At 71.3% G+C, this 23,179-nt stretch carries 20 protein-coding genes; 8 read left to right on the top strand and 12 right to left on the bottom strand.

The window, feature by feature from the left end:
• Nucleotides 1–25: 25 nt before the first annotated feature.
• Nucleotides 26–3,319 (top strand): S8 family serine peptidase, encoded by a 3,294-nt coding sequence (locus MicB006_RS04535; protein WP_116504032.1) that lies wholly within the window; start codon nucleotides 26–28, stop codon nucleotides 3,317–3,319.
• A 58-nt stretch (nucleotides 3,320–3,377) separates the two neighbouring features.
• On the opposite strand, the gene MicB006_RS04530 is transcribed toward MicB006_RS04535, so the two are convergent.
• Entirely contained in the window at nucleotides 3,378–3,788 is a 411-nt protein-coding gene (locus MicB006_RS04530; RefSeq protein ID WP_116504031.1) for a hypothetical protein, read from the bottom strand.
• Between the two features lie 38 nt (nucleotides 3,789–3,826).
• Nucleotides 3,827–4,816: a 4-hydroxy-3-methylbut-2-enyl diphosphate reductase gene (locus MicB006_RS04525; RefSeq protein WP_116504029.1), complete on the bottom strand. Its 990-nt coding sequence runs from the start codon at nucleotides 4,814–4,816 to the stop codon at nucleotides 3,827–3,829.
• 87 nt (nucleotides 4,817–4,903) lie between these two features.
• On the opposite strand from MicB006_RS04525, the gene xseA reads away from it, so the two are divergent.
• Both xseA and MicB006_RS04515 read left to right on the top strand, forming a co-directional pair.
• Nucleotides 4,904–6,160: an exodeoxyribonuclease VII large subunit gene (gene xseA, locus MicB006_RS04520; RefSeq protein ID WP_116504028.1), complete on the top strand. Its 1,257-nt coding sequence runs from the start codon at nucleotides 4,904–4,906 to the stop codon at nucleotides 6,158–6,160.
• Between the two features lie 13 nt (nucleotides 6,161–6,173).
• Nucleotides 6,174–6,386 (top strand): exodeoxyribonuclease VII small subunit, encoded by a 213-nt coding sequence (locus MicB006_RS04515; RefSeq protein WP_116504027.1) that lies wholly within the window; start codon nucleotides 6,174–6,176, stop codon nucleotides 6,384–6,386.
• 40 nt (nucleotides 6,387–6,426) lie between these two features.
• Here the strand turns inward: MicB006_RS04515 and MicB006_RS04510 are convergent, their stop codons facing one another.
• Entirely contained in the window at nucleotides 6,427–7,266 is an 840-nt protein-coding gene (locus tag MicB006_RS04510; protein ID WP_116504025.1) for a hypothetical protein, read from the bottom strand.
• Nucleotides 7,267–7,358: 92 nt separating this feature from the next.
• Nucleotides 7,359–8,048, bottom strand: a complete 690-nt coding sequence (locus MicB006_RS04505) for a DUF4245 domain-containing protein (protein ID WP_116504023.1) — start codon at nucleotides 8,046–8,048, stop codon at nucleotides 7,359–7,361.
• Between the two features lie 147 nt (nucleotides 8,049–8,195).
• On the opposite strand from MicB006_RS04505, the gene glpX reads away from it, so the two are divergent.
• Nucleotides 8,196–9,227, top strand: a complete 1,032-nt coding sequence (gene glpX, locus MicB006_RS04500) for a class II fructose-bisphosphatase (RefSeq protein ID WP_073825013.1) — start codon at nucleotides 8,196–8,198, stop codon at nucleotides 9,225–9,227.
• A 25-nt stretch (nucleotides 9,228–9,252) separates the two neighbouring features.
• Here the strand turns inward: glpX and MicB006_RS04495 are convergent, their stop codons facing one another.
• Nucleotides 9,253–10,188: an NAD-dependent epimerase/dehydratase family protein gene (locus MicB006_RS04495; RefSeq protein WP_116504021.1), complete on the bottom strand. Its 936-nt coding sequence runs from the start codon at nucleotides 10,186–10,188 to the stop codon at nucleotides 9,253–9,255.
• 140 nt (nucleotides 10,189–10,328) lie between these two features.
• On the opposite strand from MicB006_RS04495, the gene MicB006_RS04490 reads away from it, so the two are divergent.
• On the top strand, nucleotides 10,329–11,015 hold the full coding sequence (locus MicB006_RS04490; protein WP_116504020.1) for a TetR/AcrR family transcriptional regulator: 687 nt from the start codon (nucleotides 10,329–10,331) through the stop codon (nucleotides 11,013–11,015).
• A gap of 13 nt (nucleotides 11,016–11,028) precedes the next feature.
• Here MicB006_RS04490 and MicB006_RS04485 read toward each other — a convergent pair whose 3' ends face one another.
• The 6 genes from MicB006_RS04485 to MicB006_RS04460 all read right to left on the bottom strand — a co-directional run bounded on the left by MicB006_RS04485 (nucleotide 11,029) and on the right by MicB006_RS04460 (nucleotide 16,280).
• Nucleotides 11,029–11,997 carry an NAD(P)/FAD-dependent oxidoreductase gene (locus tag MicB006_RS04485; RefSeq protein WP_116504018.1) on the bottom strand — a complete coding sequence of 323 codons (969 nt, stop codon included), beginning with the start codon at nucleotides 11,995–11,997 and terminating at the stop codon, nucleotides 11,029–11,031.
• 106 nt (nucleotides 11,998–12,103) lie between these two features.
• Nucleotides 12,104–12,763 (bottom strand): rhomboid family intramembrane serine protease, encoded by a 660-nt coding sequence (locus tag MicB006_RS04480; RefSeq protein WP_116504016.1) that lies wholly within the window; start codon nucleotides 12,761–12,763, stop codon nucleotides 12,104–12,106.
• A gap of 104 nt (nucleotides 12,764–12,867) precedes the next feature.
• The gene (locus MicB006_RS04475) at nucleotides 12,868–13,557 is read right to left on the bottom strand and encodes a transglycosylase SLT domain-containing protein (RefSeq protein WP_073825022.1); all 690 of its coding nucleotides are present in this window, start codon (nucleotides 13,555–13,557) and stop codon (nucleotides 12,868–12,870) included.
• 234 nt (nucleotides 13,558–13,791) lie between these two features.
• Nucleotides 13,792–15,198, bottom strand: a complete 1,407-nt coding sequence (locus tag MicB006_RS04470) for a PhoH family protein (protein WP_116504014.1) — start codon at nucleotides 15,196–15,198, stop codon at nucleotides 13,792–13,794.
• A gap of 318 nt (nucleotides 15,199–15,516) precedes the next feature.
• The gene (locus MicB006_RS04465) at nucleotides 15,517–15,942 is read right to left on the bottom strand and encodes a hypothetical protein (RefSeq protein ID WP_116504012.1); all 426 of its coding nucleotides are present in this window, start codon (nucleotides 15,940–15,942) and stop codon (nucleotides 15,517–15,519) included.
• The gene (locus MicB006_RS04460; protein WP_013284064.1) at nucleotides 15,939–16,280 is read right to left on the bottom strand and encodes a hypothetical protein; all 342 of its coding nucleotides are present in this window, start codon (nucleotides 16,278–16,280) and stop codon (nucleotides 15,939–15,941) included. The genes MicB006_RS04465 and MicB006_RS04460 overlap by 4 nt, the downstream gene beginning before the upstream one ends.
• A 264-nt stretch (nucleotides 16,281–16,544) precedes the next feature.
• On the opposite strand from MicB006_RS04460, the gene MicB006_RS04455 reads away from it, so the two are divergent.
• The 3 genes from MicB006_RS04455 (at nucleotide 16,545) to otsB (ending at nucleotide 18,395) form a co-directional block, all read left to right on the top strand.
• Nucleotides 16,545–16,985 carry a helix-turn-helix transcriptional regulator gene (locus MicB006_RS04455; protein WP_030501268.1) on the top strand — a complete coding sequence of 147 codons (441 nt, stop codon included), beginning with the start codon at nucleotides 16,545–16,547 and terminating at the stop codon, nucleotides 16,983–16,985.
• A gap of 163 nt (nucleotides 16,986–17,148) precedes the next feature.
• The gene (locus MicB006_RS04450; RefSeq protein ID WP_026268070.1) at nucleotides 17,149–17,502 is read left to right on the top strand and encodes a hypothetical protein; all 354 of its coding nucleotides are present in this window, start codon (nucleotides 17,149–17,151) and stop codon (nucleotides 17,500–17,502) included.
• Between the two features lie 68 nt (nucleotides 17,503–17,570).
• The gene (gene otsB, locus MicB006_RS04445; RefSeq protein ID WP_116504011.1) at nucleotides 17,571–18,395 is read left to right on the top strand and encodes a trehalose-phosphatase; all 825 of its coding nucleotides are present in this window, start codon (nucleotides 17,571–17,573) and stop codon (nucleotides 18,393–18,395) included.
• 4 nt (nucleotides 18,396–18,399) lie between these two features.
• Here the strand turns inward: otsB and MicB006_RS04440 are convergent, their stop codons facing one another.
• On the bottom strand, nucleotides 18,400–23,103 hold the full coding sequence (locus MicB006_RS04440) for a trypsin-like peptidase domain-containing protein (protein ID WP_116504009.1): 4,704 nt from the start codon (nucleotides 23,101–23,103) through the stop codon (nucleotides 18,400–18,402).
• Nucleotides 23,104–23,179 lie beyond the last annotated feature (76 nt).

Below are 23,179 nucleotides of genomic sequence, written 5' to 3'. Positions count from 1 at the left end.
CCCTGTTCTCTGGAGGAAGAGAACGTTGAGTAAACCCCGCACGCGCAGCCGGCGTCCGTCCGCCGCGCTCCTGGCCTCGGTCCTCGCGGCCGGTGCCCTGACCGTCGGAGGTGGCGCCGGCACCGCGAGCGCCGCCCCCGCCGCCCCGCAACCCTCGCAGCCGACCGCCGCGAAGGCACTGGGCGCACACGACGCCAAGTTGCTCGACGAGGCCGAGGCGAAGAACGCTCCGACCGTCACGATGATCATCGCGGCGAAGAAGGGCTCGGCCAAGAAGGTCGTCGACGGCCTGGCCGGCCTGGGCGCCACCGTCAGCCAGCGCTACGACCAGATCGGGTACGTGCTGGCGAAGGTCCCCACCGACAAGGCGCTCAAGGCTGCCACGCTGCCCGGCGTCGCCGCGGTCGACCTGGACGAGACCATCAAGCTCCCCGACCCGGCGCCCGAGGCGGCGCCGAAGGGCGCGAAGACCGCCTCGCAGGCCCAGACGCTGGCCGGCCCGGGCGGTGACACCGGCGCGGTGAACCCGTACATGCCGACGAACGAGACCGGCGCGGAGGCCTTCAAGGCCGCTAACCCGCAGTGGGACGGCCGCGGCGTCACCATCGGCATCATGGACTCCGGTGTGGACCTGGACCAGCCGGCGCTCCAGACGACCACCACCGGCGAGCGCAAGATCGTCGACTGGGTCACCGCCACCGACCCGCTGGAGGACGCCTCCTGGCGGCCGATGCTGACCGAGGTCAGCGGCCCGTCGTTCACCACCTCGCTGGGCACCTGGACCGCGCCGGCCGGCAACTACCGGTTCAACGTGTTCCGCGAGAACATCACCGCGAACAGCGACGCGCGCGGCGACCTCAACCGCGACGGCGACACCACCGACTTCTGGGGCGTGCTCTACAACCCGGCCAACGGTGACGTCCGCGTCGACGCGAACCAGAACAACGACTTCACCGACGACGAGGTGATGCGGCCGTACAAGGAGCGGTTCCAGGTCGGTCACTTCGGCACGGACAACCCGGCCACCGCGGTACGCGAGCAGATCCCGTTCGTCGTCGAGTACCGGCGCAACGTCGACACCGCGCCGGTCGGCGGCCCCGGCCTGGTCGACTACGTCAACATCGGCATCATCGAGAGCACCCACGGCACCCACGTCGCCGGCATCACCGCCGCCAACGACATGCTGGGCAACAGCGCCTTCGACGGCGCCGCCCCGGGCGCCAAGCTGGTCTCCGCCCGCGCCTGCTCGTGGGGTGGCGGCTGCACCGCCGCCGCGCTCACCACCGGCATGGCCGACCTGGTCATCAACCGCAAGGTCGACGTGGTGAACATGTCGATCGGCGGCCTGCCCGCGCTCAACGACGGCTCGAACGCCCGCGCGGTCCTCTACAACGACCTGATCAACACCTACGGCGTGCAGCTGTTCATCTCGGCCGGCAACTCCGGCCCGGGCCTGAACACCGTCGGCGACCCGTCGGTGGCCACCGACGTGGTCAGCGTCGCGGCGAGCGTCAGCAAGGACACCTGGCTGGCCAACTACGGCTCGGTGGTCCGCAAGGACAACGCGCTGTTCAACTTCTCGTCGCGCGGCCCGCGTGAGGACGGCGGCTTCAAGCCGAACATCGCCGCTCCGGGCTCGGCCATCTCCACCGCGCCGACCTGGCAGCCGGGCAACCCGGTGCCGGAGGCGGGCTACCCGCTGCCCCCGGGCTATCAGATGCTGAACGGCACCTCGATGGCCGCCCCGCAGGCCACCGGCGCCGCCGCGCTGCTGCTGTCGGCCGCGAAGGCGACCGGCAAGGGCGTCACCCCGGCCGCGTTGCGCCGGGCCGTCTACACCTCGGCCCAGCCGATCGCCGGCGTGCCGACGTACGCGCAGGGCTACGGCATGTTCAACGTGCCGGGCGCGTGGAGCCTGCTCGCCAAGGGCGTGCCGACCCGCACGTACACCTCCGAGGCGCCGGTCTGCACCGAGCTGTCGCCGAACCTGACCCGCTACGACCGGGCCTCCGGCACGTTCGTGCCGAACCCGAACGTCGGCACCGGCCTCTACAACCGCTGCGCCGCCGACCGTGGTGGCCAGAAGGTCAAGGAGAGCCGCCACTACGAGGTCAAGCTGACCCGGACCAGCGGCCCGAACAAGGGCATCAAGCACGAGGTCGCGTTCCTCGGCAACGACGGCACCTACTCCGCCCCCAAGGTGGTCTGGCTGCCGCTGAACACGACGGTCACGGTCAAGGTGAAGGCCAAGCCGATGACGGCCGGCGCCCACGGCGCCATCATGACCGTCGACGACCCGGCCACCGACGTGGTCGACTTCGAGGTCGCCACCGTCGTGGTCGCCTCGAACCCGGTGTCCGCTCCGGCGTACTCCTTCTCGGCCGAGGGCTCGGTCGAGCGGAACAACTTCCGGTCGTACTTCGTGACCGTCCCGCCGGGTGCGGGCGCGCTGCAGGTCAACCTGTCCGGCATCGCGACCGGCTCGCAGACCCGCTTCATCGCCATCAACCCGTACGGCGTGCCGGTCGAGAGCACCGCCAGCACCGCCTGCTACACCAACTTCTCCGACGCCGCGGTCTGCAAGCCGCAGGAGCGGGACTACCAGAACCCGATCCCGGGTGTGTGGGAGATCGAGGTGGAGGCGCGCCGCACCTCGCCGGCGCTGGACAACCCGTTCCGGCTGCAGGCCCGCGTGCAGGGCGTGAAGGTGGAGCCGGCTGTGGTGCAGCTCCCGTCGGTCACCGCCGGCACCCCGGCTCCGGTGAGCTGGAAGCTGACCAACGCGTTCGGTCCGGTCCAGGTGACCGGCGTCGGCGGGCCGCTGGCGAGCGTCCGGGCCGAGCGGCCCAGCATCACCCAGGGCGCGAGCCAGGAGTACCTGGTGGAGGTGCCGGCGGGCGCCACCTCGTTCACCGCGCGGATCGGCAACCCGTCCGACCTGAGCGCCGACCTGGACCTGACGGTCTTCCTGGGCACGACCCGGGTGGGCCAGTCGGCCGACGGTGACTCGGAGGAGGCGGTCACGCTGACCAACCCGACGCCCGGCACCTACCGGGTCGTGGTCGATGGTTACTCGATGAGTGACCCGAGCACCGCGTACGACTACCGGGACTCGTTCGCCTCCCCGGCACTGGGCTCGCTCTCCGCGCCGTCCACGCCGGTGTCGCTGGCCAACGGTGCCACCGCCACCCTCACGGGTTCGGTGACCGCCCTGTCCACCCCGGCCGCCGGCCGGGAGCTGTACGGCGACATGGCCGTGACCACCACCGAGGGCGCGGTCGTCGGCCGTGGTTCGGTGGAGGTCCTCGCGGTCAACTGAGCCGCTGACACGACGGAGCCCCGTCCCCTCTCGCAGGGGGCGGGGCTCTTTCGTGTCGTCAGGCGGGGCGGGCGGACTCGACCACGAACGGGGTGCCCTGCTGGCAGGTGGTCATCATGCCCGGCTCGGGGCGGCCGGTGACCTCGACCCGGGCGCCGGCCTTGAGCACGTCGCGCGGGCCACCGACCAGCAGGTGGCCGTCGAGCAGCAGGCAGTTCGGCTCGACCCCGGCCTGCACGGTGCCGCTGAGGACCGTGCCGCCGACACCCGGAGGCGTCGACGGGCCGCCCTTCCAGGAGGGATCCGGCCGGCTCGGGCTGGTGCCGGGATCGGGCTGGCTGGTCACCGGGGCGGCTCCCGTCGTACTCGGGCTCGGGCTGGGATCGGCGGACCCGTCGCCGGGTGCGGCGCAGGCGGTCAGCGCGAGGCCGGCGAGCAGTGCGACGAGCACCGTGCGAGGAGTCTTCATGGTCGATTGGACGCGGCGGACGGCCGTTCCGTTCCCGGTCAGCCGCGCGCCGCGGCGGCGGCCTTCATGTCGCGCTTGAGTTCCTGCGGCAGCGAGAACGTCAGCCGCTCGTCCGCCGTGGTGATCTCCTCGACGTCGCCGAAGCCGCGCTCGGCCAGGCGCGCGAGCACCTGCTGGACCAGCTCGTCCGGGACGCTCGCGCCGGAGGTCACGCCCACCGTGTTCGCGCCGGCCAGCCAGGCGTCGTCGATCTCGTGGGCGAAGTCGACAAGGTGTCCGGCGCGGGCGCCGGCGTCCAGCGCCACCTCGACCAGCCGGACCGAGTTCGAGGAGTTGCGCGAGCCGACCACGATCACCACGTCGCACTCGGGGGCGATCTCCTTGACCACGTGCTGACGGTTGGAGGTGGCGTAGCAGATGTCGTCGCTGGGCGGCGACTGGAGCAGCGGCAGCCGCTTCTTGAGCCGGGCCACGGTCTCCAGCGTCTCGTCCACCGACAGCGTGGTCTGGGACAGCCAGACCACCTTCTCCGGGTCGCGCACGGTGACCTTGTCGACGCCGTCCGGGCCGTCGACGAGCTGGATGTGGGCGGGCGCCTCACCGGCGGTGCCGATGACCTCTTCGTGCCCTTCGTGCCCGATGAGCAGGATGTCGTAGTCCTGCGCGGCGAACCGCCGGGCCTCGTGGTGCACCTTCGTGACCAGCGGGCAGGTGGCGTCGATCGCCCGCAGCGAGCGCTCCTTGGCCTGCTCGTACACCTCGGGGGCGACGCCGTGGGCGGAGAAGATGACTGTGGCGCCCTCCGGCACCTCCTCGTTCTCCTCCACGAAGATCGCGCCCTGGGCCTCCAGCGTGCGCACCACGTGCTTGTTGTGCACGATCTGCTTGCGCACGTAGATCGGCGCGCCGTAGAGCTTCAGCGCCTCCTCGACGGTCTGCACCGCCCGGTCGACGCCCGCGCAGTAGCCGCGGGGGTTGGCCAGGAGCACGCGCTTGCCGGTCCGGGGAGTCGTCTCAGCGTCAGTCACCCGCCCATCGTACGTGCCGCTCCCCCGCGCGGCAGCGGCCGCGAGGCGCGCGCGGGCGCTGTCGGGCCCGGGCCGTAGGGTGGGCTGGTGAGCGCGGGAGAGGACGGGCAGAGCAGGCCGGAGGGGCAGAGCAGGCCGGACGGCCGGAGCACGCCCGAGGAGCCGTGGCCGGTCCGGGTGGTCAGCCAGAAGGTCGGCGCCTGGATCGCCCGCCTGGGCTGGGTGTGGGTCGACGGCCAGGTGGCGCAGATCAGCCGCCGCCCCGGCGCGAGCACCGTCTTCCTCACGCTGCGCGACCCGTCGGCCGATCTCAGCCTCACCGTCGCCACGAACCGCGACGTGCTGGACGCGGGCGCGCCGGAGCTGCGCGAGGGCGCCCGGGTGGTGCTGCACGCCAAGCCCGAGTTCTACGCCGCGCGGGGCACGCTCAGCCTGCGCGCCGACGAGATCCGCCAGGTCGGCCTCGGTGAGCTGCTGGCCCGGCTGGAGAAGCTCAAGAAGCTGCTCGCCGCCGAGGGCCTGTTCGACCGGGCCCGCAAGCGGCGGCTGCCGTTCCTGCCGGGCCGGGTCGGCCTGATCACCGGCCGCGCCTCGGCGGCCGAGCGGGACGTGCTGACGAACACCCGCCGCCGCTGGCCCGCCGTCGACTTCCGCACGATCAACGTGGCGGTGCAGGGGCCGAGCGCGGTGCCGGACATCGTCGGCGCGCTCAAGGTGCTCGACGCCGATCCGGCGGTCGACGTGATCGTCATCGCCCGGGGCGGCGGTGGCATCGAGGATCTGCTGCCCTTCTCCGACGAGACGCTGTGCCGGGCGGTCTTCGCCTGCCGCACGCCGGTGGTCAGCGCGATCGGCCACGAGACCGACGCGCCACTGCTCGACTACGTGGCCGACGTGCGCGCCTCCACCCCCACCGACGCGGCCAAGCGCATCGTGCCGGACCTGACCGAGGAGGTCCGCCTGATCGGTCAGGCCCGGTCCCGGCTGGAACGCGCAGTTCGTCACCTGGTCGACCGGGAGCAGCACCGGATCGACCTGCTGCGCTCCCGCCCGGTGCTGGCCCGCCCGCAGGTGATGGTCGAGCAGCGGGCCGTGGACGTGTCCGCGCTGCGCGACCGCGCCGGCCGGTCCCTGGAGCACCGGCTGCGGGGCGCCACCGACGACCTGCGGCACACGCTGGCCCGGCTGCGCGCGCTGTCCCCGGCGGCCACGCTGGAGCGCGGCTACGCGATCGTGCAGCGGGCCGACGGCCACGTCGTCCGCGCGGCGTCCGAGGTCGCCAAGGGCGATCCACTGCGGGTACGCCTCGCCGAGGGCGAGCTGACCGCCACCGTCGACGGCTGAGGGAAGAGAGACGATGACCGGGACGACAAAGGAAGAGCAGCTCAGCTACGAGCAGGCCCGCGCCGAGCTGGCCTCGGTGGTGGAGCGGCTGGAGGCCGGCGGCACCTCGCTGGAGGAGTCGCTCGCCCTCTGGGAGCGCGGCGAGCAGCTCGCCGGGGTGTGCCAGCGCTGGCTGGACGGCGCGCGCGCCCGTATCGACGCCGCCCGGCAGCGCGCCGAGGAATGACGGTGGGGTCCGGCGCGATCGCCGAACCCCACCGCAGACGTCAGTTGAACAGGTTGTACAGCTCGGCGGGCGCCTCGACGACCTGGTCGGCCGGGGGCTTCTGGGCCGCCGCCGCGTTGCCGTAGTCGGTGTAGGTGATCTTCAGGTCCTGCGCGGCGTTCTGCCCGGCCGCCGGGATCTTGAGCACCATCTCGCTGAGCCGGCCCTGCGTGTCGACCTTGGCGGTGAACGGCACCGACTGGGCCTGCGCGCCGAGCGCGGTGATCACGGCCGGGTCGAGCGAGCCCGCGTCGGCGGCCTTGGACACGTCGACGGTGCCCTCGTACGCGCCCTCGCCGGTCTGCCGTACCTCGGTGATGCCCTGGGTGAGCACGGCGCTGCCGGCCGGGTCGAGCTTCTCGAAGTCGAAGCCCAGCGACCGGTTGCCCTTGATCCGGTTCTGGTCGAGGTGGTGGTACTTGCCGGTGTTGAGGTTCTTCACGCCGGGGATCTGCGCGGCCGCCGTGCCGCCGAGCTCCAGCTTGACCCAGCTGTCCGGCTTGGCGTGGATCAGGTCCAGCTTCATCATCAGGTCCGACGACGGGTCGCCGATGGTCATCCGCATGTCGGCGCTCTGGCTCGGCTCGTGCACCTGCCCTTCGGCGGTGGAGCCCGCGCCGGTCATGGTGAACTTGAAATTGCCCTCGCGGATCGCGTTCGTGGAGTCGAGCAGGGCCTGCTTGGCCGCGCTGCTGGACGCCGTGGCGCTCGGTGCGACGCTGCCGGAGGCGCTCGGGGTCGCGGAGGCGCCGGCGGTCGTCCCGTCGCCGTTGCAGGCCGCCAGGCCGGGAATAAGAAGCGCCGCGGCGAACGCGGTGGCGCTGAAGCGTCGTATCTTCACGTCAACCTCTCCAGGTGGGTCGTCCGGGCTCGATGTCCCTTCTGTTCCCGGAAGCGGGGATCCGCAATCCCGCCTCACCCGGAGGGAGGACGTCAGCGCAGCGACGTGGCGAGCTTGCGCAGCTCCGTCTCCCCGGCGTCGCCGACCACGATCACTGTGCGGTTCGGCTCCAGCAGGACGAGCGCCTGCTCGTTGCCGCGGGCGGTGTAGCGCTGCCAGCTCAGCCCGCCGGGCAGGTCGGCCGCCCCCTGCGGCCGGCCCTCGCTCAGCTCGGCCGGGAGCAGCTTTTCCGCCGGCACGTTGCTCTCCACGAGTTGCGCGCCACGGCCCTCCGGGGTCACGTACCCGATCCGCAGCGTCGACCCGTCGGCCTCGGTCCGGAAGCGGGCGTTCACCGTACGCCAGTCGTCGCCCAGCCCGGTCGGCTCGCTGACCGGAAAGACGTTCGCGGAGCGGGCCTGCTCCAGCGCGGGCGCCGGGTCGACGGTGACCGGCGAGTCGCCGCCGAGGAAGCCGCGGTAGAAGGCGAGCAGCAGCGCGATCGGGACCAGCAGGATCAGCAGGGACAGCGCCATGTCCTTCGGCGACCGCTCGGAGCGGGCCTTCTCCTTGCCGGCGGGCGGCGCGGGAGTGTCCCCCGCGGCGGCCGGTTCGCCCTGCTCCGCGACGAGCGCGGGCTGACCCTCGGGCGGGGTCGGGCCGCCACCCGGCTGGACCGGCGGCTGGCCCTGCGGCGGGGTGGCGTCGGTCGGTGCGCGGTCGGCAGGCTGTGCGGCTTCCACAGGGCCATTGTCGCAGCCCTCCGGGTGGCGTGATCCTGGCCTCCTCCGCCCCGCCGGGACCGCGAACCTGAGATCGTGTGAGGATCAGCGACAAAACCGGCGGCGACGACCGCCGGTCCCACCCCGCAACGTCGCGAGGAGGCCGCCATGACAACCACCAGGACGCGGACGCCCCAGGATCTCGACCGCAACCTCGCCCTCGATCTGGTACGGGTGACCGAGGCCGCGGCGATGGCCGCCGGCCGCTGGGTCGGCCGGGGCGACAAGGAGGGCGGCGACGGCGCAGCGGTCGACGCCATGCGCAAGCTGATCAACTCCATCCCGATGCGCGGCGTCGTGGTGATCGGCGAGGGCGAGAAGGACAACGCCCCGATGCTGTTCAACGGTGAGGAGGTCGGCGACGGGACCGGCGCCGAGGTGGACGTGGCGGTCGACCCGATCGACGGCACCACGCTGATGAGCAAGGGCATGCCGAACGCGCTCGCCGTGCTCGCGGTGGCCGAACGCGGCGCGATGTTCGACCCGAGCGCCGTCTTCTACATGGAGAAGCTCGCAGTCGGCCCGATGTACGCCGACGTGGTGGACATCAACGCCGGCGTGGCCGAGAACATCCGCCGGATCGCCAAGGTCAAGGGCACCGACACCGCCGAGGTGACCGTGTGCGTGCTGGACCGGTCGCGCCACGACGACCTGGTCAAGCAGATCCGGCGCACCGGGGCCGGGATCCGGTTCATCTCCGACGGCGACATCGCCGGGGCCATCGCTGCGGCCCGCGGCGAGTCGGACGTCGACGTGCTGATGGGCATCGGCGGCACCCCGGAGGGCATCACCGCCGCGTGTGCGCTGAAGTGCATGGGCGGCATGATGCAGGCCAAGCTCTGGCCGAAGGACTCCGAGGAACGCCGCAAGGCGCTGGACGCCGGGCACGACCTGGACCGCGTGCTGTTCACCGACGACCTGGTCACCGGCGACAACTGCTTCTTCGTGGCCACCGGCGTCACCTCCGGCGACCTGCTGCGTGGCGTGCGCTACCGCTCGGGTGGCGCGTACACCCAGTCGATCGTGATGCGCTCCAAGAGCGGCACGATCCGGGTGATCGACTCGTACCACCGCCTGGAGAAGCTCGCCCTCTACTCGGCCGTCGACTTCGACGGCCGACCGCTGGCCGAGCAGGAGTGAGCCCGGCGGCGTCCCGCCCCCGCCCCTAACGGGCGGCGGGGGCCGGGGCGCGCAGGCCGGAGACCATCTCGTCGACGACCCGGTCCAGCGGCGTCGCCTCGATCCCGAACGTGGTGGTGGCGGCGCTGGAGTCCATCACGAACGGCGCGGCGAACTGGTGCGCGGTCTCCCGCATCTCGCGGACGAACGGGTCGGCCAGGCCACCCAGCCAGAGCACCGGGTAGGGAATCCGGGCCAGTCGTGGCGCCGCCACGCCGGCCCGCTCCGCCGCCAGCTCGGCCAGGGCCCGCATGGGCACCGGCGGCGCGCTCGGCACGTGCCAGGCCCGTCCCCAGGCGCGCGGGTCGGTGGCGGCCGTGACGAGGGTACGGGCGACGTCCGGAACGTACGTCCAGGTGTGCGGGGCGTCCCAGTCGACCGGCAGGAACACCCGCTGCCCGGCGAGCACCTTGGGCAGCACCATCATGGGCAGGGAGTTGCCCCCGAGCCCGATGTAGTCGGAGCCGCGTACCTCGGTGACCCGGGCCCGCCCGGCGCGGTGGGCGTCCAGCGCGTCGGCCCACATCCGGTTGCGGACGCGGCCCTTGACGCCGGTGGCGGCGAGCGGGGTCGCCTCGGTCATCGGGGCGTCGACCGGACCGTACCCGTAGAGGTTGCCGACCGTGGCGAGCACGGCGCCGCTGCGTTCCGCGGCGGTGAGCAGGGCGGCGGCCAGCGGCGGCCAGTCCGTCGCCCACCTGTGGTACGCCGGGTTGGCGCAGTTGTGGAGCGCGGCCGCGCCCTCGGCCAGCTCGGTGAGCCGGTTCGCGTCGGCGGCGTCGGCGGCCACCCGCTCGATGACCGGGTGCTCCGGGCCGGTGCCGCGCCGGGTGACCACCCGCACCTGCTCGCCGCGCTCGGCGAGCAGGTTGGCGGTGGCGGTGCCGACGGGGCCGGCGCCGACGATCACATGCAGGGCCATGACAGGTCCACCTTTTCTGAAGCAGTTATCTGAAGCGAGAGCACCGCTCTCGAAAAAGAGCATGACTCAAGCGCAGGTCGACTGTCAAGAGCACTGCTCTCTCTTTTGATTGCTGCTCTCATCCGTGGCAGAGTGAGGGCATGGTCGCTCCCTCACTGCGCGCCCGGGTCCGCGCCGGGATGATCGAAGAGATCAAGACGGTGGCCCGCCGCCACCTGGACACCGACGGCGCGAACCTCTCGCTGCGCGCGGTCGCCCGGGACCTCGGCATGGTCTCCTCGGCGATCTACCGCTACTTCCCCAGCCGCGACGACCTGCTCACCGCGCTGATCCTGGAGGCGTACGACGCGCTCGGCGACGCGGTGGAGGCGGCCGACGCCGCCGAGGCCCCGGCCGACCTGCGCGGACGCTGGCTCGCCGCCTGCCGGGCCGCCCGCGCCTGGGCACTGGCCCACCCCGCCGAGTACGCGCTGCTCTACGGCAGCCCGGTGCCCGGGTACGCGGCCCCCGACGACACGGTCGTGCCGGCCCAGCGCCCACCGGTGACGCTGATCGGCATCCTGCGCGACGGGCTGGCCACCGGACGGCTCGCCCCGCCCGGCGAGGACCTGCCCGAACCGCTGCGCGGCGACGTGACCGAGCTGGTCGAGCAGATCGGCATGGACGTCTCGCCCGCGCTGCTGGCCCGCGGCATGGCCGGCTGGACCCAGCTGTTCGGGCTGATCAGCTTCGAGCTGTTCGGCCGGATCAACCGGGCACTGCCGCACCGCGACGAGTACTTCGACCACCAGATCGGCCTGATGGCAGACCTCATCGGCCTGCCCTGACGCCGGTCAGGCGTCAGGTGCCGTCGGAGGAGTGACCGGGGAACAGGTGCGCGGTCGGGTCGATGACGACAGCCGCGTTGTTCACAGCCGTGGCCGCCTCGCCGAAGCCGGTGGCGATCAGGCGGACCTTGCCCGGATATTCGGTGATGTCCCCGGCGGCGAACACCCGGGGCAGGTTGGTGGCCATCGCGCTGTCCACCACGATGTGCCGCCGGTCGATGTTCAACCCCCACTCGGCGAGCGGGCCGAGGTCGGCGGTGAAGCCGAGCGCGGCCACCACCGTGTCCACCGGCAGCGTCTCCACCTCACCGCCGCGTACGGTCAGCTCGGCGCCGGTGACGGTCTCCTCGCCGTACAGCCGGCTCACCTCGGCGTTGACGACGATCCGCACCGGCAGCGCGCGGACCCGCTCGATGGTGGCGGCGTGCGCCCGGAAGCGGTCCCGCCGGTGCACGAGCGTCACCGACCGGGCCAGCGGCGCGAGCGTGGCGGCCCAGTCGAACGCCGAGTCGCCGCCGCCCACGATGAGCACGTGCCGGTCGGTCAGCTCGGCCGGCTGCGGCACGAAGTAGACGATCCCGCCGCCGGTGAAGCTCTCCGCCACCGGCAGCGGCCGGGGCGTGAAGCTGCCGAGCCCGCCGGTGACGACCACCGCGCCGCAGCTCAGCTGCTCACCGCCGGCCAGGCCGAGCACCGGCCGGCCGTCGAGGTAGGACAGCTTTTCCGCGCGTACGCCGAGTTGGTAGTCGGGGTGGAACGGCGCGGCCTGGGCGACCAGGTTCGCGACCAGCTCGCGGCCCTTGATCGCGGGAAAGCCGGCGACGTCGAGGATCAGCTTCTCCGGGTACATCGCGGTGATCTGACCGCCCGGCTCGGGCAGCGCGTCGATCACCGACACGGAGAGCCCGCGGAATCCCGCGTAGTAGGCGGCGAAGAGCCCGGCGGGACCGGCCCCGATCACGGCGACATCGACCTCGCGCATGGCTCACCGTCACTTTCCGCTTCGGGATCAACCCTCGCTGATGCCGAAACGGTAGGCGGGCGGGTGGCCGCGGGCAAGCATGTCCCGGGGTCTGATCAACGCGCCGTCAGGGCAGCGTCATCCTCGGTGAGCCGAGGTGGTCGGTGTCGTCGGTGTCCCTGCGGCGGCGGAACAGGATCGCCGCCACGACGCCGCCGAGCAGCCCGAACAGGTGGCCCTGCCAGGAGACGCGCTCGTCGGTGGGGAGGATGCCCAGCAGTTGCCAGCCGTAGAGCAACCCGACGAGCAGGCCGACGGCGAAGTTCCACCAGCTCCGCTCGACGACGCCGCGGGTGAGCAGGATGCCGAGGTAGCCGAAGATCACGCCGCTGGCGCCGACCACCACCGAGTTGGGCGAGCCGGTGAACCAGACGCCCAGGCCACTGACCAGGATGATGACAGCGGTGGACCAGAGGAACCGGCGGGTGCCCGCGGCGAGCACGAACGTGCCCAGCAGGATCAGCGGGATGCTGTTGCTGTAGAGGTGGTTCCAGCCGGCGTGCAGGAACGGTGAGAAGAAGACACCGTCCAGGCCCTGGATCCGCTGCGGGATGATGCCGGCGGTGTAGTCCAGGCCGAGTCGCAGGCCGACGTCGAGGGCCTCGATGAGGAACAGCACCGGCACGACCGCGCACATCGCGACGAAGGCCCGGCCGAGCGCCGCGTAGAACGCATCGGTGCCGAACCGGTGAGGGTCGCCGCCACGTGGGCTGTCGGGCCAGGTCACCTACCAAGAGCTATCAGTAAAAGTGGCTGGCCGCCAGTCGGGGGCCGGGTACGACGACGGCGGGACACCCGGTTCTGCCCGGGTGTCCCGCCGTCGTCACAAGGTCAGTACCAGCCTGAACTCTGCGACTTCTGCCAGGCGCCGCACGGGGTGTCGTACCGGCCCTTGATGTAGCCGAGACCCCACGTGATCTGGGTCGCCGGGTTGGTCTTCCAGTCGTCGGCCACCGAGCTCATCTTGCTGCCCGGCACCGCCTGCGGGATTCCGTAGGCCCCGGAGGAGCTGTTGGAAGCCTTCGGGTTCCAGCCGCTCTCCTTGGTCCAGAGCTTGTCCAGGCAGGGGAACTGGTCGATGCCGAAGCCCTTTTGGAGCATGATGGCGCAACCGATCTTCCGGTTGCCGCTGTACTCCGCGCACGAGGACGGGATCGGTCCGTCGTACGGCTTGACCTTCGCCTCGCTCTCCGCCGCTTCCGCTTCCCGCTCCTTCTTGCGGGTGGCGGCGGCCGCCTCGGCCTTCTTGGCCCGCTCGGCGGCTTCCTTCGCCGCCGCGGCGGCACGCAGCTTCGCCTGGTACTCGGCGGCACGCTGCCGGGACGAGTCCACGCGGTGGTCGGACAGCCGCTCGCGCTGGTACGCGTACTCCGCCTGGTCGACCTCCAGGCCGACCTGCGCGGTCAGGCCCTGCTGCTGGGTCTGGCGATCCTCGCCCAGGTAGAAGCCGCCGGCCACGCCCACGGAGAGCAGTGCGACAGCGGCGGTGCGGGCGCCGAACCGGCTCCACAGCCGAGTCACGAAGTTTCCCTTCGTCGGGGGCAGGGACGCGGCACGCGCGTGGCCTCACCGGGCCGCGCCGACGTGCCGCGAGCGCTCCGGTACCGGTGTGACTGCGGGGCGTGTACGGCTCCCGAGTGGTCGGTGACGCTCGATGGACACCATTGCGCACAGTGAGGCCGCTGGGAAATGGCCAGCCCTAAAAGTGATCTGCGTCACCTTAAAAATGCGGACAAAGTGGGGTAAAAGCGGCGCTCAGCCGGGGATGTCCTCCAGCAGGTCGGTGACCATGGCGGCGATCGGAGAACGCTCCGATCGGCTGAGCGTGACGTGCGCGAAGAGGGGATGCCCCTTCAGCGCCTCGATCACCGCGGTCACCCCGTCGTGCCGGCCGACCCGCAGGTTGTCCCGCTGCGCCACGTCATGGGTGAGCACCACCCGCGACCCCTGGCCGATCCGGGACAGCACGGTGAGCAGAACGCCGCGCTCCAGCGACTGGGCCTCGTCGACGATGACGAACGCGTCGTGCAGGCTGCGGCCGCGGATGTGGGTCAGCGGCAGCACCTCCAGCAGCCCGCGCGAGGTGACCTCCTCCAGCACGTTCTCGTGCACCACCGAGCCGAGCGTGTCGAAGACGGCCTGCGCCCAGGGCGACATCTTCTCCGACTCCGAGCCGGGCAGATAGCCGAGCTCCTGACCGCCCACCGCGTACAGCGGACGGAACACGATCACCTTCTTGTGCCGGCGGCGCTCCATCACCGCCTCCAGGCCGGCGCAGAGCGCCAACGCGGACTTGCCGGTGCCGGCCCGGCCGCCGAGCGAGACGATGCCGATCGACTCGTCCAGCAGCAGGTCGAGCGCGACCCGCTGCTCCGCCGAGCGGCCGTGCACGCCGAACGCCTCCCGGTCGCCCCGGACCAGCCGGATCGTCTTGTCCGGCAACACCCGCCCCAGCGCCGAGCCGCGCCCGGACTGCAGCACCAGGCCGGTGTGGCAGGGCAGGCCCGCCGCGGCATCGACGTCGAGCGTCTCGCCCGCGTACAGCCGGCCGATCTCCTCCTCGGACAGGTCCAGTTCGGCCATGCCCGTCCAGGTCGGGTCGCTGGCCTGGCCGTGCCGGTACTCGTCGGCACGCAGGCCGACCGAGGCCGCCTTCACCCGCAGCGGCATGTCCTTGCTGACGAGCGTGACCTCACGCCCCTCGGCGGCCAGGTTGAGCGCCACGGACAGGATGCGCGCGTCGTTCGACTCGTTGCGGAAGCCGGGCGGCAGCACGCCGTCGTCGGTGTGGTTCAGCTCCACCCGCAACGTGCCGCCCTGCTCGTTGGCGGGCACCGGACGGTCCAGCCGGCCGTGCCGCACCCGCAGCTCGTCGAGCATGCGCAGCGACTGGCGGGCGAACCAGCCCAGCTCGGGGTGGTGCCGCTTGCCCTCCAGCTCGGAGATGACCACCAGCGGCAGCACCACCTCGTGCTCGGCGAAGCGGTGGAACGCCGCCGGGTCGGAGAGGAGGACCGAGGTGTCCAGGACAAAGGCCGGACCGGCTGGTCGGGGCTCCTCGGCCTCGGCAGCGGCGCTCCGGCGGCTGCGGGTGGTCCGGCGGGTCTGGGCGGTCGAGGCCGGGGTCTGCTCGGCTCCGGCGGGGGTACGGCGAGTGGTCACAGGCCTGCTCCGCGGATGGGCACCCGGCCACCCGAGTTCCGCCTCTTCCGGTGCCCGGAGGACACGGGGTCGGATGCGGGCCCCGTGTGCGAGGACGCAGGTCCGGGCTGTCCGGCTGGCCCGGGAAAACCCCGCGCCATGCCTAGACGCTAATCGCCGCGGGGCCGCGGGGCTAGAGGTGCGCGTGGATCATCGTGCGACAGTCGCCGGACGTACACCTGTTCGGGTGACGGGCGGCCTGGAACCGGCCGGGATGCATGCCCCCTGCGCGCATCCCGGCCGGTCGCTCACATGCGGCGCCGCGTACTGCCGTGGGCGTCAGCCCGGCCGCCGCGCCAGGGTGCCGGCCCTCGGTCCGGCGCCGGTCGCGCCGAACGACGATCCGGTGTACGTGGTGCCCGCCCGCCCCACCGCGCCGAGCTGAGCGGTGGCGGTGACCCGTACGGCCGGGGCGGAGCCGGACCGGGCGGCGACGGCGGCCGGCACGGCGGTGCCGGCGAACGGCACGGCCGAGCGCCCGGCCGACGTCACCACAGTCGCGCCGGGGGCGGACAGCGCCGAGGCGATCGCGGCCTGGGCGTCGCGACGGCGGCGGTTCCAGGCGCCCCGGTCACCGTCGAAGTAGCCCTGCCGGTAGCCGAACCGGTAGCCGATGCGGTAGCTCAGCTGCCCGTGCAGGCGACCGGCCGCGTAGCAGGTGGAGCCGAGCACCAGCACGAGGACCACGGCGAGAAAAGGGGTCATCGCTCGTCCGCCCCGGGCAGCGGGTCGACCACCAGCAGCCGCTCCAGGTCGTCGGTGCTGACCTCCTCGACCAGCTCGACGCTGATCCGGCAGCCGTCGAGGATGACCTCGGCCACCGACGCCCGGCGGATCTCGCCGCCGGAGTCGTACACCCGGACGCTCAGCTCGGGACAGCCGAGGTGGGTACGCCAGGCGTCCCACTCCCCCCGGTCACCGACGCTGAGCGAGAGGTACCGGCAACCCCGGGCGAGATAGAGACGCCACGGGGCGCTCAGCCCGGCGGACACGCCGTCCGCGATCAGCCCGAAGGCTTGGGCGCGGGTCGCGAGCTCGGTCACGAGACCCCCTCGGCACCCGCGGAGTGACGCATGTGAGCACTCGTCGTCTCAAACACGTGACACACCGTAAGTTGTCTCATGAGCGTGACAGTATCAGCTTTTCAGGCCGTTGCCGCCGTACTCGTGTCCATCTATTCTGCCCAGGTGACACCCCTCAGGAGCAGCCCTGGATCGTTTACCGGAAATGCGCGATCACCGTCACGTCGGCGTGACAGCAGCGTGCCGAGACCGCCCGACGGGACCGACTGGCCGTACCGTCACGGGGTGACCGAGACGGCCAACGCGCGGAAGATCGCCTTCGCCACCTTCGTCCGCCGCGCCCTCGACGACGCACGAGCGCTGCGGGCCTGGAGCGGCACCGAGGTCTCCCGGCGCACAGGCGTCTCCCGCCAGACCATCAACCGCTGGGTCCGCGGGGACTGGGCCAGCGACCCCGAGGCCGAGCGGGTGGTCGCCTTCTGCGAGGGCCTGGGGCTCGACCCGGCCGCCGCCTTCACCGCGCTCGGCTGGGACCGCGCCGCCGGCCCACGGGCCACGCCCACCCCGCCGCCGATGGACCCGGACGTGGAGGCGCTGCTGCGCCGGCTGGTCGACCCGACCGTGTCGGACGCGGAGAAGTTCCACATTCGAGAAACCATCCGTTACCTCGCATACCGCCCGACTCTGCCGGGCGGTGTCCGAAATAGGGGTAAACAAGCCGGGTAGTTCCTCAGATGGCGAAAGAACGGAAGGTCGGACCCGATCGTTTCGCCTCGGGGACGGAACGGACCCGCTAGCGTCCACGTTTGTACTGCTAAGGGCTCGTCATCGGCGGGGGGACGGGACACAGCCGAACCCAGCCCTGCGGGACAGAAGGAGGGGTCTGTCCATGACCCTGAAATGGTTGGCAGTCGTGGTCGCGGTGGTGTCGCTGACATCGTGCGTGACCGGCAACGTGGTGGTCGGCGTACTGGACGGCGGGCAGCTTCCCCTGGTCGTCAACCTCTTCGCGCTCACCACGGCCGGCACCGCGGTGATCCTCGCCGTCGTCGCCGAGCTGCACGATCGTCTCAACGACCGGGTCAGCGCGCTCACCGAGTTCCTGGTGGCGCGGCTCAACGAGATCGAGGCGCACACCGGCGACCGCAACACCGGCTTCGTGGAGGGCTACCTGCTCAGCCACGGGCAGGACGCGGCCGTGGTGCCGTTCGGGCGCCGGGGACGAGGAGCCGCCGAACGCTGACCCCACGCCGTTTCGACGTCACATCTCGGCCACGAATACGCCGCCGGACGCGGGGTACGCTGACGCGCGTGCCGCCGTTGAATCTGGGAAACCAGCAGCCGAAGACCCCGTTGAACGCGGAGCACGCCTGGCGTGCGACCGCCGACCGTGCACGGGACGTCGTGCTCTTCTTCGACTTCGACGGCACGTTGGCGCCGGTCGACGACGACCCGACGGCCGTGCGGCCCGCGCCGAACGTGCTCACCGCGCTGGAGGCGCTCGCCCCGCACGTGCGGCGGATCGCCATCGTCTCCGCCCGCCCGGTGGATTTCCTCCGTGACCACCTCGGCGGCCTTTCGGGCATCGACCTGTACGGGCTCTACGGCCTGGAGCACAGCCACTCCGGCGGCGAGACGGTCACCGAGCCGGCCGCCCTGCCCTGGGTGCCGACCATGTCCGAGCTGGCCGAGCAGGCCCGCGCCGAGTTGCCGCCGGGCGCGCTCGTCGAGTTCAAGCGGCTCTCCGTCGCGCTGCACTGGCGTACCGCGCCGCAGCTCGGTGAGCTGGTGCAGGAGTGGGGCCGGGCCCAGGCCGAGCGGCTGGGCCTGCGCGCCCAGCCGGGCCGGATGGTGCTGGAACTCAAGCCCCCCGTCGACCGGGACAAGGGCATGGTGATCGGCGAGACGGTCCGGGACGCCGGCGGCGCCTGGTATTTCGGTGACGACGTCTCCGACATCAAGGCGTTCGCCGCGCTGCGCGCCCGTGCCGCCGCCGACCCCGGCTTCCTCGGGGTCTGCGTCGCAGTGGCCAACCCGGAGACCGGGCACGAGGTGGCCGACGCCGCCGACCTGACCCTGGACTCCCCCGCCGCCCTGGCCGACTTCCTCACCGACGCCCTGCGCCACCTCCGCTGACCGATCACTCGCCGTCGGGGGAAGCGACCGACGCGTCGTCGTCCCCGCCCTCGTCCCCGCCGTCCTCCAGCGCGGTTACGAGGCGGTGGAGACGGTCCTCACTCCAGTCCAGTCGCTGTTGAAGCTCGCGGAGTGTGGCCACACCGTCGGTCACCTGCGACGCATCCGCATCCTTACCGCTATTCCGCATCAGCTGCTCCGCGAGAGCCATGCCGTCCTCCTTCTCGGCCCAGGCGACCGCGGCGTAGAAATAGGACGCGGCGCTCGGGAACCGAACGAAGGCGAAGGCCGCGGCCAGTCGCATCCGGTCGAAGTCCTCGCGATCCAGTGCCCTGCGGGCCTCGTTGAGAGCGAACTCCACATCCCCGGCCAGTTCGTCAAACACCGGAGCACCCTCGTCGGCGTTCAGTTCCATGGCGAAAAGATGTGCCTCGTGCAGCCCCCACTCCGTCGCGAGCCGGCATGCGGCGGCCATGGCCTCTCGGGACGCGGGAGCGGTGATCACCTCAAGGTTCTCCCGGGCATACCTCGCCCAGTCCGCCCATCGGCCGACGACGGCCAACCCGAGCCACTGTGCGAGAGCCCGGGCATGATCCGAGAGCACGCGCAGCGGCACACCGCTGCGTGCCTCCGCTCCCAAGCGCGGCACCTGGACGACACCGCTGCGGATCGCCGTGCACAGTTCCTCGAAGGTTTTCCGGACAACTATGCGGTATTCCGGGAACTCCGCCTCGAGCCACGCCAGGCCTGCCGCGTCGTCGCCCCGGGACTGAAACTCGTCGAACTCGTCGATCTGCTCCGGCACCATAAATTGGGCCAACCGGAGCCCCACCTCGGCCTGCAGGCGGTCGTGGATCCATCGCAACTGGCTCGACGCCTCGACCTCGGAATCGAACCGTACATCGAGGCTCCTGAGCAAATCGAAATTCAGCTTGATGGTTCCCTCCCCGATGTCGGTCGGGGCGTCCTGCCGGACGGCCCCGTGAGGAGCGGACTCCCTCAGAATCCGCTCGCCCGATTCCAAACAGGCCGTCAAGGTCCCTGGATCGGCCCAGGCACGGGTCAGGTACTCGTAGAGGATCCGATAGCCCCCACGGTGCGTGACCACCTCACCGAGCAGTTCGTCCAAGGCCGGGGCTGCGCCGAGCCGCCCCAGAGCGAGCAGGGTCCGTGTGCGCCAGAAGCCCTCCAGACCGGGCAGCGCCGCATTGAACGCTTCGCGGAGCACCATGTCCGGCACGTTGGCCAGGCTGATCAGCGCCTGACAGCGCGCCCACGGCACGACCGCCGGATCCACCGACAGAACGCGCAGCGCCTCCTGGGCGAGACGGCCGGATGCCGCGAGCCGCAACCCCACGCGTTGCCAGGCCAGGAGGTGCTCATTGAGCTCCGGCAGCGAGAGCAGGCTGCGCAGCATCGACGTCGCGGACGTGCTGCCGAGCCGGAACAACTGCACCACCAGGTCCACCCGATAGGGGAAGGTCAGCTCAGCGCTGGCGATGAGGTCGGCGAGCGCGGTCTCACTCACCAGGCTCTGGTCGTGCTCCATCAGGGTTCGTACGAGAAGGACCCGTATCCAGGCCGGTACCCCGACATCGGAATGCAGCCGTGCGGCGACCTCCAGCGCCTCCGGACGGCGCGCCTCGACCAGGGCGCAGATGTGCCAGATCTTGAGTTCGAGCGGAACTCCGTAGAAGGTCATCTGTGTGGTCAACAGGTCCACGCCGGCGTCGCCGAGTCCGAGGAGCGCCCGGGCGAGGCTTTCCCGCGGCCCCCACCCGACACTGTTGTCCAGCATGAGACCGGCGGCATCCGGCAGGGCTTCGGACACGCCGTCCTCCAGAAGCGCGACCACCAAGCCGACCCGAGCGTTCGCCGGGAGATTTGGGCTCTTGACGAGCCGCATCGCGGTGTCGTGCACGCTGGACACGCCGGCTCGGATCAACACCTCGCACACCTGCGCCCGGGTCGACCACGACATGGTGTAGTCGCCGGCGATCGACAGCAACTCGGCGACCGCCTTCTCGCCGCAACTGGTCAACGTGGTGGCGACGGCCCCGGCCGCCGGTGCGGTGAGCCGACGCTGTCGCAGCACGTCCAGCGCGGCCGCGATCCCCTCGGTGTGCCGGGCTCCGATCCCACCCAGGAACGAGCGCAGGGCACCCAAATCCTGCGTCCGGTTGATGTGCTCCATGACCACCGAAAGCTGGTCCTGACCGCCGCTGCGGGCAAGACCGGCGATGATGCCGTTCTTGCTTCCGGCCGTCACCTCGCCGGCGCCGAGCATCCGCCTGGAGATCCTCAGCGCTCCCTCGAAGTCGTCCCCGGCCAGCCGCACCGCGAGTTCCTGGTCCAGGTCGGTGATCGGGTCCGACTCTTCCGCCGTGAGCCGCTGGAGCTGCCGGATCGCCCAGTCGCGTCCGGTCGGGTTAGCACCGACGACGACACCCAGGGCGGCGACCGCCTGCTGCCGCTCGAACCGGATCTCCGATCCCGCACTGGCCTCCAGTGACTCGATCAGCCGGGTGGTGAGTTCGAGTTCGACCGCGTCACCTCGTACGCCCGCCATCAATTCGGCGGCCAGACCTCGCTTGTGCACCCAGAGATCCGTGCGGCCGGCGAAGAGGTGTTTCACCAGCGGAGCAGAATCAATCAGCTGCGCGGCAAGGACGATGACCTGCCGCCAGCCGGGGTCGAACCACAGGTGCCGGTCGAGACTCTCGGCTCGTTCGGCCTCCGTCAACGACGCGAAGTAGTTCGCGAGGACGAACTCCCGGATCACGGGGTGGCTGAACCGCAAGCCGGGCACGAGATCCGCGCTGGTGGTGTCGAGCAGCACTCCGTCATGGATGAGTTCCCAGACGACGGCGTCCTCGCGTTCGGCGCTGTGTTCCCGATCCGCACCATCGGACTCCTCCAGCCGAAGTACGGCGGCCCGATGGACGCTCTCGTAGCTCGGGTCCCGCCGTAGCGCATCGGTGAAGTCGGACCGGGGAACGATCTCACCATTGACCCGCCAGCGATCCTGCATTCCGCCGATGACGCGGGACAACATCGCGAGCCGTCGTAGCGGATCGGCGAGTCGCGCCGGTGCGACGCTGGTCCGCCCGGCGTTTCCCCGCCAGCGGCCGGACAGCAGGTGCAGGCAGACAGCGCGGTACAGGCCCGACGGAGAATCCGGGATGTTCTGTCCGGCCGTGTCGGAGTCCACCACCCGGCAGAGGAACGACAGGAGCAACGGCACCTTGACGAGTCGGGCCAACTGCGGTTCGGCGAGCAGCCCCAGGAGGACGCTCTCCACGGCCGGCCGTTGCCGGTGCCAGGCATGGACGAAGCTGACCGCCTCCCGCTGGTCGAAGCCGAGCACGTCTAGATCGACCCGGTCGCCGGGCGAGATGTCCTCGATCAGGTCGACCGCGGACGGCCGCGACGTCAGGAAGACCCGGTTGTTCTTCGAAAGCAACAGCAGCAGGCCTCGCTTGAAACCGCCCCGGTGCGCCATCGGAACCTCGTCCAGGCCGTCCAGGCAGAACGTGACCCGACCGTCCTCCACGGCCTTGAGCAGTAACGACGCGCTCGCGTCCACCGCGTCCGCCGACATGAGTTCCGGCATCGTCGCCCGCACCGCGGCTCGGACGAACTCCGTCAGGTTCAAGTCGCCGTGCTGTACCTGGGCGGCGAGTGCCGAACAGTCGAGGAGCAGCGGAATCCGACAGCGTTGATCGCTAAGCGCCGCCTCTTCCTCCGCCAGCAACTGCCGGGCAAGATTCTCCGCCTGGTAGGAGACCAGCCACGACTTTCCGTAGCCCGGTCCGCCGGTCACCACCACGAGCTTGCTGAGATTGCGGCCGGCGTCCCAGCGGAAACGCGCCAGCTGGCCGGGATCCTCCGTCGCGCCGTTCCGGTCGACACGGCGCACCCAGATCGTCTGGTGCAGGGCGTCCTTGTCCACACCGGGCGGGAGCCCGCTGCTGCGCCGGCCGGCGTTCCGCAGCACCGTCTCCGCGATCGCTCGAGTCACCCGCGCCGGATCCGCGCCGATGAGGTTGCCGGTGCGGGCAGCCTGCCAGGTCGGGTCCCTTCGGTGGAAGATCTTGTTGCTGGCCCGAACATCCGGTTGCCGCTGCTCCAGCTCCGTGACGCTGACGGCGTAACAGCCGACCGGCTGGTCGAGGCCGCGGGTGGCCTTGGTGACGCCGATGACCAATCCCCGCTCCAGGTCCAGCGCCGGGCCACCGCTCATTCCGGACGATATCTCGGCCGCCTTCAGCTTGATGATCTGCACGCCCTCCTGACGCAGGACACCCTCGCACTCCAGGCGGGCCACGTCCGGGGCGTACTCGTTTTCGTCGGCCAAGGAGGAGCTGTATCCGAAGGCGTAGACCTCGCTCGGACGGTCGGCCGCCCCCAACTCCACGCAAACGTGGTCGAGCCGCACATCCGGTGGGAGACGCAACAGGGCGAGGTCCGGCAGGGGATGGAGGCCGCGCAGCCCGGGCACCTGCATGCGCGGTTCGCGCCAGAAGACGGTGGCGATGACCGGGTTCGCCCCCTCCGGGGTGACCAGCACATGGCCCGAGGTCGGCGGTACGACGTGGGCGGCGGTGACGATCGTGCGAGGCGCGACGAAGAAGCCACTGCCCAACATGCCGCCGGCAGCATCCTGCAACTTGACCGTGGCCATCCTCGTGACGTCGAGCAGATCCATCGGTCTCCTTTCCGTCGCGACTGACGTCAATGAGCCAACCGAGGCTAGGTCGGCCCTCCTGAGCGGCGAAAGCCTT

The organism is Micromonospora sp. B006 (assembly GCF_003408515.1).
GTDB classification, from domain to species: Bacteria; Actinomycetota; Actinomycetes; order Mycobacteriales; family Micromonosporaceae; genus Micromonospora; species Micromonospora echinospora_A.
The sequence above is the reverse complement of the archived record's forward strand: the minus strand, read 5'-3'. Positions and strand labels throughout refer to the sequence as shown.

Coding starts and splice junctions, on each gene's coding strand:
- MicB006_RS04530 (WP_116504031.1), bottom strand. CDS start 3,788: ATGAAGACTCCTCGCACGGTGCTCGTCGCACTGCTCGCCGGCCTCGCG.
- MicB006_RS04515 (WP_116504027.1), top strand. CDS start 6,174: ATGACCGGGACGACAAAGGAAGAGCAGCTCAGCTACGAGCAGGCCCGC.
- glpX (WP_073825013.1), top strand. CDS start 8,196: ATGACAACCACCAGGACGCGGACGCCCCAGGATCTCGACCGCAACCTC.
- MicB006_RS04495 (WP_116504021.1), bottom strand. CDS start 10,188: ATGGCCCTGCATGTGATCGTCGGCGCCGGCCCCGTCGGCACCGCCACC.
- MicB006_RS04490 (WP_116504020.1), top strand. CDS start 10,329: ATGGTCGCTCCCTCACTGCGCGCCCGGGTCCGCGCCGGGATGATCGAA.
- MicB006_RS04485 (WP_116504018.1), bottom strand. CDS start 11,997: ATGCGCGAGGTCGATGTCGCCGTGATCGGGGCCGGTCCCGCCGGGCTC.
- MicB006_RS04465 (WP_116504012.1), bottom strand. CDS start 15,942: ATGACCCCTTTTCTCGCCGTGGTCCTCGTGCTGGTGCTCGGCTCCACC.
- MicB006_RS04450 (WP_026268070.1), top strand. CDS start 17,149: ATGACCCTGAAATGGTTGGCAGTCGTGGTCGCGGTGGTGTCGCTGACA.
- MicB006_RS04440 (WP_116504009.1), bottom strand. CDS start 23,103: ATGGATCTGCTCGACGTCACGAGGATGGCCACGGTCAAGTTGCAGGAT.